10 protein-coding genes are annotated in these 13,823 nt (G+C 37.6%); 3 read left to right on the forward strand and 7 right to left on the reverse strand.

Features of this window, described 5'->3' with window-relative positions:
* Positions 1–6 precede the first annotated feature (6 nt).
* From CHB66_RS06220 to CHB66_RS06245, 6 genes are all read right to left on the reverse strand, one after another.
* Positions 7–435, reverse strand: a complete 429-nt coding sequence (locus CHB66_RS06220) for a SufE family protein (RefSeq protein ID WP_089239097.1) — start codon at positions 433–435, stop codon at positions 7–9.
* Entirely contained in the window at positions 432–1,655 is a 1,224-nt protein-coding gene (locus tag CHB66_RS06225; protein ID WP_089239099.1) for a cysteine desulfurase, read from the reverse strand. The genes CHB66_RS06220 and CHB66_RS06225 overlap by 4 nt, the downstream gene beginning before the upstream one ends.
* Before the next feature lie 9 nt (positions 1,656–1,664).
* Complete coding sequence (gene sufD, locus CHB66_RS06230) at positions 1,665–2,942, reverse strand: Fe-S cluster assembly protein SufD (protein WP_089239101.1); 1,278 nt, start codon at positions 2,940–2,942, stop codon at positions 1,665–1,667.
* Between the two features lie 29 nt (positions 2,943–2,971).
* Positions 2,972–3,730, reverse strand: a complete 759-nt coding sequence (gene sufC / locus CHB66_RS06235; protein WP_089239103.1) for a Fe-S cluster assembly ATPase SufC — start codon at positions 3,728–3,730, stop codon at positions 2,972–2,974.
* Between the two features lie 64 nt (positions 3,731–3,794).
* Positions 3,795–5,240, reverse strand: coding sequence for a Fe-S cluster assembly protein SufB (gene sufB / locus CHB66_RS06240; RefSeq protein ID WP_089239105.1), 1,446 nt, complete (start codon positions 5,238–5,240; stop codon positions 3,795–3,797).
* A gap of 257 nt (positions 5,241–5,497) precedes the next feature.
* Entirely contained in the window at positions 5,498–5,974 is a 477-nt protein-coding gene (locus CHB66_RS06245; RefSeq protein ID WP_076499174.1) for an Lrp/AsnC ligand binding domain-containing protein, read from the reverse strand.
* Between the two features lie 382 nt (positions 5,975–6,356).
* Here CHB66_RS06245 and CHB66_RS06250 point away from each other — a divergent pair, with 382 nt between their 5' ends.
* The 3 genes from CHB66_RS06250 (at position 6,357) to CHB66_RS06260 (ending at position 11,862) form a co-directional block, all read left to right on the forward strand.
* Entirely contained in the window at positions 6,357–6,848 is a 492-nt protein-coding gene (locus CHB66_RS06250) for a hypothetical protein (RefSeq protein WP_212668444.1), read from the forward strand.
* 118 nt (positions 6,849–6,966) lie between these two features.
* A complete protein-coding gene (locus CHB66_RS06255) occupies positions 6,967–8,889 on the forward strand; it encodes a M14 family metallopeptidase (RefSeq protein WP_089239107.1) in 1,923 nt (640 codons plus the stop codon).
* Between the two features lie 135 nt (positions 8,890–9,024).
* Positions 9,025–11,862, forward strand: a complete 2,838-nt coding sequence (locus tag CHB66_RS06260; protein WP_089239109.1) for a S9 family peptidase — start codon at positions 9,025–9,027, stop codon at positions 11,860–11,862.
* A 75-nt stretch (positions 11,863–11,937) separates the two neighbouring features.
* Here the strand turns inward: CHB66_RS06260 and CHB66_RS06265 are convergent, their stop codons facing one another.
* On the reverse strand, positions 11,938–13,608 hold the full coding sequence (locus tag CHB66_RS06265) for a formate--tetrahydrofolate ligase (protein WP_089239111.1): 1,671 nt from the start codon (positions 13,606–13,608) through the stop codon (positions 11,938–11,940).
* Between the last annotated feature and the right edge of the window lie 215 nt (positions 13,609–13,823).

The following is a 13,823-nucleotide window of genomic DNA, read 5'->3' on the forward strand; positions in this document are numbered from 1 at the left end:
TAGTTTTTATGCATTAAGTTTGGCTTGATAAGCCAAAGCGTACATTTTCATTTGTTTAATCATAGCCGCCAATCCGTTGGATCTTTGAGAGCCTATGATGCTTCCCATACCAATTTTATCTATAAAAGATAACTCGGCTTGAATGATCTCTTCGGGTGTTCTCTTAGACAATACTCTTATTAATAAACTTATAAGTCCTTTTGTGATATCAGTATTAGAGTCCGCTTGAAAATGTACTTTGCCATCTTTTTCTATAGCAGTTAACCATACTTTGGATTGACATCCCTTGATGATATTCTGATCTGTCTTATCACTTTCAGGCATTTCTGGTAAGCCATTTCCAATTTCCATGATATAGAAAATTGTTGACTCTTTATCATCACCTAAAATACTGAATTCGTCTATGATTTCATTTTGAATAGCTTCTATGCTCATTTATTTTTCAGTTTTGCGATTTTGCTTACTGATGCTACCAATTTATCGATTTCTGATTTGGTATTGTAAACAGAAAAAGAGGCTCTCACAGTTCCTTCAATACCGAACCGTTGCATGAGTGGTTGAGTGCAATGATGCCCTGTCCTAACAGCAATGCCATTGGCATCTAGCATCATGCCTACATCAAATGGGTGCATACCGTTGATGTTAAATGAAATGACAGATATTTTTTCCCTTGCGGTACCTACAGGGATAAAGCCTTTGATTTGGGATAATGAATCACTTGCATAGGCTAACAACTCGTCTTCATGTGCTTTGATTTGTTTTTTCCCAAGTTGGTTGATAAACTCCAATGCCTTTCCAAAAGCGATGACATCTCCAATGTTTGGTGTGCCCGCTTCAAATTTAAAAGGCAGTTCGTTGTAAGTCGTTTTGGTGAAAGTAACTTCTTTGATCATTTCTCCACCACCTTGATATGGAGGCATTTCCTCTAACACCACTCTCTTTCCGTATAGTACACCTAGACCAGTTGGTCCGTATAGTTTATGCGCAGAGAAAACTAGAAAATCACAATCTAAGGCTTGAACGTCTACTTCCAGATGGGATGTAGATTGAGCTCCATCTAGCAGGACTTTAGCACCTACTTGATGCGATAGCTCAATTATTTCCTCTACTGGATTGATCGTGCCTAATGCATTGGATACATGAATGATGCTGACCAATTTGGTCTTTGGACTAACCAAATCTTTGAAAGCCTGCATATCTAGATCACCAGCCTCATTGATAGGAATGATTTTAAGAACAGCACCTTTTTCTTCACATAGCATTTGCCATGGAACTATATTAGAATGATGTTCAAGTGTTGAAATAATTATCTCATCTCCTTCATTGATATATTTTCTTCCGAAGGTAGATGCTACTAAATTAATTCCCTCTGTAGTTCCTTTGGTGAAAATGATTTCCGCTTCTTCCCTAGCATTAAGAAACTGTTGAAGTAGCTTTCTTGTGTTTTCATAATAGCGTGTAGCACGATCTGCTAATGTATGTGCTCCTCTATGAATATTCGAATTATCATTTTTATAATATGCTGACAAGGCATCAATTACTGATATTGGTTTCTGAGTAGTGGCTGCATTGTCAAAATAAACCAAAGGTTTCCCATTGACTTCTTGATGAAGAACTGGAAATAACGCTCTGATTTCTTGGATATTTAAAGACATAAATTATTCTTAAAACTTGCTTCCTAATCTCTCTTGAATAAGATTGGTGCAATACAATTGAAATGGTTCGTAGGAGATGTGTTCCATCACTTCTCCCGCAAAAGCAAACAATAACAATCCTCTTGCTTGCTCTTTACCAATTCCTCTGGCCTGAAGATAAAATAATGCTTCTTCGTCAAGCTGACCCGTGGTACAACCATGAGAGCATTTCACATCATCAGCCCAGATTTCCAATTGAGGTTTGGTATTGATAATAGCTTCTTCTGATAATAATATGTTGTTGTTCTGCTGAAATGCATTTGTTTTTTGCGCATCTTGGCGAACAAAAATCTTCCCATTAAAAACGCCTCTGGAGGAATCTGCTAGGATTCCTTTGTAAAGCTCATTCGAGTCTGCGTGTGGTTTGGTATGATCCACATTGGTATGGTTGTCTACATGTGTTTTACCATTGAGTAGGTATAAGCCATACATATTGCCTTCACAACCAGAATCTAGCAGATTCATAGTAAGGTTATTTCTGAGCATTCCACCTTGTAACTGTGTAGCGACAGAGGTGAAAGTAGCATCTCTATGAATATCCGTCACAAAATTATTGACAACAATAGCCTTGCGGTTTTCATTTTGAAGCCGGTAATAATGCGCATGTGAATTTTGGGCTACTCTTACTTCTACAACGGAATTGGAGAAATATACTTCTTCATCAAGAGATATTGTATTTTCTAGGAAAGTAACTTCTGCACTTTCCGCCACATCGATTAGGACTCTTTGATTGATTACCTGACCTTGGTTTGCTTGATTGAAGTGAAGTAAGAAAATTGGCTTCTCTACTTTCTTTCCTTTTGGTACAGAAATGAAAGCCCCATCTTTAAATGAAAGATTATTTAAAGCAACAAATGGGTCATTTTCAACTTTGGCAATGCTTCCTAATATTTCCGACTTAGAATCTGAAAGCAGGGAAAATGAATAGTTTTGATGAGATACAGTAGAAAGTGTAGGGACAAATTCACCATTATTGAAAACGATGATATCACCCTCAAAGCCTTCGAAAATTGCTTTTTGAATCAACTCTTTATTCAAAGAGGCAGGTTGAGCAGCTTTGAAATTAGTTATTTGTTGATCTAATCTTTTGCTGATCTGTGTGAATTTATATTCTTCTTCTTTTAATGCTGGCAATCCTTTGATTTCTAAGGTTTCCAGTCCCATTTTTCTCAAATTTTCAAAATTTTGAGTCAAAGGCTTGTTTTGAAGGAAAAGGTCAGTGATTTTATGTTTAGTGATCGTCGTCATTTTTGAATTGAGTTAAGAATAAAAGGAAATTATACGGCAGCGTCTACCTCTTCTTTGATCCAGTCGTATCCTTTTTCTTCCAATTCTAATGCAAGCTCCTTCGTTCCTGATTTTACAATTCTTCCCTTGTAGAGTACATGTACATAATCTGGAACTATGTAATCAAGCAGTCTTTGATAGTGCGTCACCACAATAGTAGCATTATCAGGAGACTTTAATTTATTCACTCCATTGGATACAACTCTCAATGCGTCGATATCAAGACCTGAGTCAGTTTCATCAAGGATAGCGAGTTTTGGCTCTAACATAGCCATTTGGAAGATTTCATTCCTTTTCTTTTCACCTCCAGAAAAACCTTCATTAAGAGATCTACTCAATAACTTCTGGTCGATTTCTACCAATTTCATTTTTTCTTTCATGATGGTAAGAAACTTCACTGCATCAAGTGCATCAAGTCCTCTATACTCGCGGACCTGATTTACGGCTGTTCTTAAAAAATTTGTTGAACTAACACCTGGGATTTCTACAGGATATTGAAATGCTAAAAAGACACCTTCTCTTGCTCTATCTTCTGGTGCTAGTTCAAGGAGGTCTTTACCGAGGAAAGAAACTTCTCCCTCTGTTACTTCATACTCTTCCCTACCTGCCAGGACAGAGGCTAATGTGGATTTCCCTGAGCCATTAGGACCCATGATAGCATGAACTTCTCCTGGCTTAACTTCAAGATTGATTCCTCTTAATATTGGTGTGCCTTCGATTGAGGCATGCAAATTCTTAATTGACAACATAATAGTATGAGATTAGCCTTTTTAATTAGCTGTATTTTGATTGAATTCGAATTGATTTAAATAATTACCCTACAGAGCCCTCTAATGTAAGTGCAAGTAGTTTTTGAGCTTCTACTGCAAATTCCATTGGTAGCTGGTTGAGAACTTCTTTTGCATATCCATTGACAATCAATGCTACCGCATCTTCGGTAGAGATCCCTCTTTGGTTACAATAGAAAATTTGATCTTCTCCAATTTTAGAAGTAGTTGCTTCATGCTCTACTTTAGCTGTTGAGTTTTGAATATCAATATATGGGAAGGTATGTGCACCACATTTATCACCCATCAAAAGTGAATCACACTGAGAGAAGTTTCTTGCGTTGGTTGCACGTTTCATCACTTGAACTTGACCTCTGTAAGAATTTTGAGATTTTCCAGCTGAAATACCTTTGGATACAATTCTTGATTTAGTGTTTTTACCAATGTGGATCATTTTAGTCCCCGTATCAGCTTGCTGGTAGTTATTAGTAACTGCTACTGAATAAAACTCTCCAATTGAATTATCTCCTTTTAGAATGCAAGAAGGATATTTCCATGTTACAGCCGATCCAGTTTCTACTTGAGTCCAAGAAATCTTAGAGTTATCACCTGCACAAATACCTCTTTTGGTCACAAAGTTGTAAATACCACCTTTGCCATTTTTATCTCCAGGGAACCAGTTTTGGACTGTGGAATACTTTACCTCAGCATCTTTAGCCGCATAGATTTCAACTACTGCAGCATGAAGTTGGTTTTCATCTCTTTGAGGAGCAGTACAGCCTTCTAGATAAGATACATAAGAGCCTTCTTCAGCTACAATCAATGTTCTTTCAAATTGGCCTGTGTTGGCCGCGTTGATTCTGAAATAGGTGGAAAGCTCCATAGGACATCTTACACCTGATGGGATATAACAAAATGAACCATCAGAAAATACAGCCGAATTTAGCGCAGCGTAATAGTTATCTGTCGTTGGAACTACAGATCCTAGATATTTTTTCACCAACTCAGGATGTTCTTTCACCGCTTCGCTGAAAGAGCAAAATACTATTCCAAGTTTGGAGAGCGTGTCTTTGAATGTAGTACCTACGGAAACTGAATCTAGTACTGCATCAACTGCTATTCCTTGAAGTTTTTTCTGTTCGTTTAGAGAGATACCAAGTCTTTCATATATCTGAAGTAATTCAGGATCTATTTCATTTAGGCTTTTCGGCTTATTAGATTTTTTTGGTGCAGAGTAGTATCTCAGTGATTGCAAGTCGATTTTTGGGTAGGTCACATTCGCCCACTCTGGTTCTGACATTGTCTCCCAGGTTTTAAAAGCTTTTAGCCTCCAATCAAGCAACCATTGAGGTTCTTCTTTTTTGGCTGAAATCCATCTAATAATATCTTCATTAAGACCAAGTGGGGCTTCGTCGACTTCCATGTCTACAGACCAGCCGTGCTCATAATCTTTCGATGTGAATTCTTCTAAAATTTGATTGTCTTTGCTCATATTGTGAGTTATTTAGACTAATTATATTTTGACATGCGAAGATACAACATTTATCTAAAATATATTGTTCGCTTTCATTTCAAAAATCTATGAATCATAGAAAAAATAAATTATAAGTGATTGAAAAATAGATGATAAAGGAAATAAATAAGCCAAGCTTTATAAGCATGGCCTATGATTAATGGTTATAAAAAATATTGGAATAGTTCTAATATTATTTTATTTAGATTTAATCTAAAGTAAGATTTTTAAAACTGTTATTTCCCAGTTTTATCAAAAAACTGAATTGGCCGATTGATGCTTTCTTCTAATACGATCAAGGTTTCAGTTCGGTCTATACCATCTACTTTTTGTATATTATCCAATACTGTTCTTAAATGATTGGTGTCTTTGCAAATGATTTTGGCGAAAATGCTGTAGTTTCCAGTTGTATAATATGCGTTGATGACTTCTGGTATTTGCTTGAGATTTTCTATAACAGTATCATAAAGGGAACTTTTCTCTAAATAGATACCCAAAAAAGCTGAGATGTCGTATCCAAGTTTAGAAAAATCAATGTTCAGGGTAGCACTTTTTACTACACCCATATCTTCTAATTTTCGCATTCTGACGTGTACTGTACCAGATGAGACGAATACTTTTTTGGCGATTTCTGTATAGGGGGTCTTCGCATCTTCGTTGAGAAGAGAAATGATCTTCAGATCAACATTGTCAATATCTAAAATTTTGTCCATTATTTTGAGTTTATATTAGCTGTATGGTAATAAATCAGCGGTCAAATTATGAAATACTTAAAATAATGCAAAATTTATTTTTCAATTTGTAAAATTGATATAAAACCATTTATTTTGGCTTTCAGGAATTAAGAGTAAATTTAATTTGGCATTATGTATTGTAAGTCAAATAATCATCTGATATAGGCTTTAAAGGTCTCAATTTAAGATGTTTTAAGATAAGAACTTTTAATCTCTAAAGTTATATTTGGGTTTATATTCTGAAAAGGGTCTTGCTGGTGGCAAGACTTTTTTATTGCTTTTTTGTAAATTTAAACTGCAAAATTTTGGGTTTGAAAATATTTATTATGTATTTTTGAATCATTAAATAAAAGGCGTTCCAATGAAAGGTTTTATATCCATATTTTCTTTGATTTTCTTGATCACAGTTGCACTGGGACAAGAAAGCTTGGCACGTACAACTAATAACGATATTGAGGCTAAGCTCAAAGTGAATGCAATCAGTTTCAAATCAGTAACTTTAAAGACAGTTAATTTTGAAGCCGTTCATACTGAAACACATTCAGAAGCAACTGAAGATGTATTAGCTGATTTTGGTTCTCCATGGGCTTGGCCAGTATTTACATTGGAAATGGTGGAAAGCTATATGCCATTCATTTTTAGAACAAAAACAAGCTCAGAATTAGATGAAGTGAGAATTTTATTGAATGTAAATAATCAAGGGAAACTTGTAGGATATGAAATGTTGACTGAAGCAGATAGAGGCTTGGAGCAAAGAATTGCTCATGTTTTGAGGAAGCTTCCTAAATGTCTGCCAGTTCCAGGATATTCAAATTATGATGCAACAGATTTTGAGTTGATTATTAAAAGGTAAATGATAAGAGTGTTTAATTTATCAAGTCCCCTCCAATTTTTTGGTGGGGATTTTTTTTGAGTGGTTTTGAATGAAAGAGTTGGTTTGATACTTTTATAATCAATCAAACTCTTACTTTATGAAACATAAATACAGTTTAATAATACCCTTGGCATTTTGTTTTGGTGAGCTTGTGGCTCAGGATTATGGCTTGGGGAAAGCAATGCTATGGCTTGAGCAAGATGAGAAATCAAAATTCTACACTGTGGCAGGAGAGCGACATGGTCAGTCTTTTTTCAAAAAACATCAATTTCCCGAAGTAGAATATACACCGGGTGAAAAGCTTACCTTCGATATTTATCATACGCCTGATGTAATGTATCATTGGTACAAAGTATGGGCAGAGAAATATCCTGATATTACTGAGCTATATGAAGTAGCTAGATCTTTTGAGGGTCGTCCCATATTGCAAATGACCATTACCAATAAGAAAACAGGAAAGCACACAGATAAGGCTGCCGCTTATTTTGAAGGAGGTCGACATGGAGGTGAAGTGACCAGTAGTGAATCTGTACTATGGTTGACTCAGCATCTATTGGAAAACTACGGTAAGGATCCCGAGATTACCAAACTTATCGATACCAAGACCATCTACCTGAGACCTCAGAACAATCCTGACGGTACTAATATGTATCTCTTCACCGAACAGAGAAATCGATCCACGGTGAGACCTTATGATGTGGACAGAGATGGACTGATGGATGAGGATCCAGAAGAAGATCTCAATGGAGATGGTGTCATCCACATGATGCGGAAGAAAGCTGTCACAGAAGAGGACAAGGCCAAAGCCAATTATATACTTGATCCAAGAGATCCTTCGGGTCGCTTGATGAAACGGGTGTTTGATGGACAAGGCGAATATTTAATGTTTACCGAGGGGATTGATAATGATGGGGATGGACGCTACAATGAAGATGGTATTGGCGGACTTGACCTACACAGAAATTACCCTGAAAATTGGAGACCAGATTCTGGAGGAGATATGACAGGTAGAGGTTACACCCAGTGGGGTGCAGGTGAATATCCATTGAGTGAAATTGAGACTAGGTCTACGGTTCTTTGGCTTTTATCACATCCAAATATCTCAGTTGTCAATTCTTTGGATACAAGAGTTCCTATGCATTTAAGACCACCTTCTACTTCAGGAAGCGAGGAAAGTATGTTTCCGGAAGATTTAGCCATTTATAAGAAATTTGATCAAATGGGGATGGATATCACTGGATATCCTTGGGCAGGGGATGTCTATGAGACTTATTCAACGCGTTACAAAGTGAACAGACTTACAGGAGATCCACTTAAACCTAACCCGCTTTTTGGGCATGGACCTGATTTTGGATATTTTTATTATGGTGCTATTTGGTACGGTGATGAATTATGGAACAATGGCGCCATGAAGGATTATGATGGAGATGGAATCTATGATGATTATGATGCTTTGATGTGGGATGATGAAGAAAACGGATCCAAAGGTTTTAAGCCATGGGAAAAATTTGATCATCCACAATTAGGCGAAGTAGAAATTGGAGGTTTCCACCCTAAATTTTTCTCACAAAATGGTCCGCCTTGGCAGCTAGAATCATGGATTAGAAAGCAGTCTTTATTCAATTTGGCAATGGCCAAAGAGCTGCCGCAAATAGATCTGTTGGCTACTGATATTAAGAAATCAACTGATGGTACCTATGATGTAAAAGTTACTTGGAAAAATTCAGGTGGACTCCCAGTGGCTTTGGAGCAAGCCAAAAGAGTGAAGATCGTTCAAGAGGATAGGCTAATGCTCGAATTTGATAGAGATCTAACCAAAGGCTTTGAGGATGCTAAGGTGCAGATTATCTCTCCTGAGCTTTACGATAAGACTATCTATGCAGGGTATACCAAAGCAGGAGAGACTAAAACGGCTACTTTTAAAGTGAAAATCAACCAGAGTGAACCTGTAAAAGCCAAACTCAAAATCCTTTCCACCCGAGGAGGATATATTGAAAAGGAAATTGAGCTAGGGAAGTAATGAATAAGCTTATTTTAAAGGCTGTTGCTGTTTAAAGAGCAACAGTCTTTTTTATCTATCTAATTCTCCTTTGATATAAAAGATAAGGTTCTGCAGATCAATCTTTATTTATATTGTAATCAAAATACACAAACTATGATATTCAAATTAAAACAAATCTTAGCAGTAATCTGCTTTTTTGCTGTGCTTGGCTTACAGGCACAGCAGAAGAGAGCGCTGACTCACGCAGATTATGATGGATGGGAGAGTGTGTCTTCCGATAATATTTCCACCAATGGTAAGTGGGTGGGTTTTCAAGTAAGTCCTCAGGATGGGGACGGTAGACTTGAAATTGTAAGCCATGGAGATGCTCAAAAGCGCTATGTAATCAATAGAGCGGACAGGTGGTCATTCTCTAATGATAATAATTTTGCAGTTGGAAGAATCACAGCAGAAAAAGATGTGATTAAAGCTTTGAAATTGAAAAAGACCAAAGCTGATGACATGCCTAAGGATAGTCTTTTTATTCTCAACTTGGCTAATGGAAACATTGAAAAGCTCGCAAGAGTAAAGTCTTTTTCTACTCCAAACAAAGAAGCCAGTTGGTTAGCTGTGCTTTTTGAAAAGGAACTTCCTCAGAAGCCTGCCAAAAGAGAAGAAGGGGATACCACTAAAGTAGCTCCAGCGGAGAAGCCTAAAAAAACTGATGGAACTACTCTAATTGTAAGGTCTTTCGATGGAAAGACTACTTATGAATATGATAGAGTTAAGTCTTATGGTTTTTCTGATACTGGTACACATATGTATTATGTAAAAGCCACAGAAGACACTTTAAAAAATGCAGGTGTTTTCATTCTTGACTTAAAATCTGGTGTATCTCAAATTATCGATGTAGGCAAAACAGATTATATGTCTGTAAATATTTCTGATACGAATAAGTTCCTTGCTTATTTGACTACAGAAGACTCTCTGAAGGCTAAGAAGCCGTACTATGATTTGTACCTGTATGATATAGCAAAAGCTACGAATCAAAAAATTGCTTCTAAAGATACTCCAGGTATCTTGAAGGATGGAATGATCAGCAAGTCAGGTAGGATCAGTTTTGCTACAGATGATAGTAGGTTGTATTTCGGTACCACCAATGATTATGTGAGCTACGAGTATGAGGATGATACCACCATGCTTGATGAGGAAAGGGTGAAGTTGGATATTTGGGGCTGGCAAGATGCTGAAATTCAGCCAATGCAATTGAGAAATAGAAATAGAGAACTCAATAGAAGCTTTTTGGCTGCCTACAGTATAAAGGACAGAAAAGTAACTCAAATAGCTGATGAAAAAGTAAGTACAGTGATGTATGACAACAAGGCTAAGCATAAATTAGCTTTGGGAATGGATGATTCTGAATATAGAAGAGAATATAGCTGGAATACTCAGATTGGTAGTGATGTTTACTTAGTGAATCTAGAAACTGGAAACAAAACGCTTATCCAAAAAGCTCTTACAGGTAGACCTTCTCTTTCTCCAGCGGGTAAATATGTATACTGGTATGACGGAAATGAAAGAGCTTGGTTTATCTATGATGTTGTAACCAAAGCGACAAAAAACATCACAGATGTACTTGATGTAAATGTTTACAATGAACAGCATGACTCTCCTTCTTTGCCAGGTAGCTATGGTGCTGCGGGTTGGTTGAAAGATGATAAAGGTTTCTTGGTCTATGATAAATACGACATTTGGAAGATTGATCCAACTGGTAAAGTTGCACCTCAAAACATCACTTTAGGTGCAGGTAGAGCTCAAAATATTGAATACAGAAGACAAAGATTAGAGCTAGAAGAAGATGAAGGAATTGATCCTGCCTCTCCGTTAATTTTGACGGCTTTCCACGAGTTCAATAAGAAAAATGGTTTCTCAAAAGGAGATATCAATGGTAAAAAAGCTCCTGAACAAATCATCTTTACAGACAATAGATATCTTGGTTTAAGAAAAGCTGAAAATACCAATGATTTGATTGTAAGGAGATCTACTTACCAAGAATATGCTGATGTGTATGCGACTGATATGAATATGTCAAAATTGACTCAATTATCTTTTGCTAATCCACAGCAGAGTGAAGTAAACTGGGGTACTGTTGAACTGGTAGATTATTTGGCTAATGATGGTGTTCCACTTCAAGGTTTATTGTTCAAGCCTGAGAACTTTGATCCGAATAAGAAATATCCTATGATGGTGTATTTCTACGAGAGAAATTCTGATGGACTACACAACTACAGAGCACCTGCTCCAAGTGCTTCTACAATCAATATCCCGTATTTTGTAAGTAATGAATATTTGGTGTTTGTACCAGATATCAAGTATGACCTGGGTCTTCCAGGGCCAAGTGCTTATAATTGTATCATTCCTGGTGTTCAATCTATCGTAGCTAAAGGCTTTGTAGATGCTGATAATATGGCCATACAAGGACAAAGCTGGGGTGGCTATCAAGTAGCATACTTGATTACTAGAACGAATATGTTCAAAGCTGCTGGAGCTGGAGCACCTGTTGTGAACATGACCTCGGCTTATGGAGGTATCAGATGGGGAACAGGTATGAGCCGTATGTTCCAGTATGAGCAGACACAGAGTAGAATAGGAGGAACCTTATGGGAAAAACCACTTTACTACCTCGAGAACTCTCCGCTATTCTTTATGGATAGAGTGACTACTCCTGTATTGATCATGCACAATGACGAAGATGGAGCAGTTCCGTGGTATCAAGGTATTGAAATGTTTATGGCCTTAAAGCGTCTGAATCAGCCTGCATGGTTGCTACAATACAATGGAGAAGATCACAATCTTGTTCAGCGTAAAAATAGAAAAGACTTATCTATCAGGTTGTCTCAATTCTTTGATCACTACCTTAAAGGAGCTCCTGCTCCATTGTGGATGACTGAAGGTCTACCTGCTGTAGAAAAGGGCAGAACCTTGAAATATGAATTAGAAGAAGATAAATAAGATAGCTTTTCTAAAATAAAATTAAAGCCCTTCAGGATCTCTTGAAGGGCTTTTTTGTAATTAGTAAAATCTTTTTTAGAACAATCCGGTGATATTTCCATCGGCATCTATGTCAATATTTTCTGCGGCGGGCTTGGATGGTAGTCCAGGCATGCGCATAATGGTGCCTGCTATTGGAATGATGAAGCCAGCACCTGCGGCAATGTCAAATTCTCTAATTTTGATCGTGAATCCTTTTGGTCTGTTGATCAATTTTGGGTCATCTGATAGTGAATACTGTGTTTTGGCAATGCAAATGGGGACTTTATCAAGTCCAATTTTATTGAAAAGCCTAATTTGCTGTTTGGCTTTGAGGCTATATTCGACTTCAGCTGCACCGTAGATTTTTCTAGCAACAGTTTCTATCTTCTGCTCAATTGGCCAATCAAAATTATAAAGGGGGGTGAAATTACTTTTACCAGATTCAGCTACTTCTTTGACTACTTTTGCCAAATCTATACAGCCTTCTCCTCCTTTTTCCCATCCCTCGGAGATAGCTGCTTTTACACCTAATGCTTCACATCTTTTTAGCACTATGTCGATTTCTTCGTCAGTGTCTGTATAAAACTTATTGATGGCCACTACTGGGCAAAGCATGAAGTGCTTGATGTTTTCAATGTGTTTTTCCAGATTTTCTAAGCCAACCTTGACAGCTTCGGCATTCGGCTCCTTTAGGGCTTCAAATTTTACCCCTGCATGACTTTTTAAAGCTCTGATGGTAGTGACGATAACCGCTAAGTCTGGTTTTAATCCACCGTATTGGCATTTGAGGTCGAGGAACTTTTCTCCTCCAAGGTCAGAGGCAAATCCTGCCTCTGTGACTACATAATCAGCCAAAGATAAACCCATTCGAGTAGCTATGATGGAGTTGGAACCTTGTGCAATATTGGCAAAAGGGCCACCATGAATGATGGCTGGGTTTCCCTCGATGGTTTGTACCAAGTTTGGCATGATGGTATGCTTGAGCAAAGCTGTCATGGCACCTTGTGCCTTCAGCTCTCTGGCATAGACTGGCTGATTGTCGTAAGTATAAGCGACAATGATATTGCCGAGTTTTTCTTTTAGGTCTACCAAGTCTTTGGCAAGGCAAAGCGCTGCCATAACTTCAGAAGCTGCGGTAATGTCAAATCCAGACTCTCTTGGAATTCCTTGGGCTGCTCCACCCAAACCTGTAACAATATCGCGAAGTGCCCTTTCATTCATATCCATGACACGTTTCCAGACAATTTTTCGAGCATCAATATTTAGTGTGTTACCTTGATGGATATGGTTGTCTAAAAGTGCTGCCAGAAGGTTATGAGATTTTTCTATAGCAGCAAAGTCTCCTGTAAAATGTAAATTAATAGATTCCATTGGGAGGACCTGAGAGTATCCTCCTCCTGCGGCTCCACCTTTCATTCCAAATACAGGGCCCAATGAAGGCTCCCTTAACACTACAGCTGTTTTGACACCTATTTTATTCAGCCCTTCACAGAGCCCAATGCTTGCTGTCGTCTTTCCCTCTCCTGCTATGGTAGGGGTGATGGCAGTCACTAGGATCAGTTTTTTACCAACCATTTTTGACTCTTCGATCAATTTTAGAGGGAGCTTTGCGACGTACTTTCCATAGGGGCGGAGGTCATCTTCATCAATTTGGAGTTTTAGAGCAATTTGATTGATAGGGCGCATGGTGGAAGCTCTTGCTATTTCTTGGTCTGTTAATTTCATATTTTCTATCCTTTTTACTTTGGTCTAAAATAACCAAAAAGAGCAGCTTAAAAACTGATTTTGATCCTATTCCTGAAATTTATCCAATTGAGGTGAAAAAGTTTGTTGTACAGAAGGCAGGCTCCTTCTTTTTGTGGTAGGTATTTCAAATATAAATTATCTCTATTTATCATTTATCGCACTTGGAAAATTATATAAATCGGTCAAGCAGGAGA

It is taken from the genome of Belliella buryatensis (genome assembly GCF_900188245.1).
Taxonomy (GTDB): Bacteria; Bacteroidota; Bacteroidia; order Cytophagales; family Cyclobacteriaceae; genus Belliella; species Belliella buryatensis.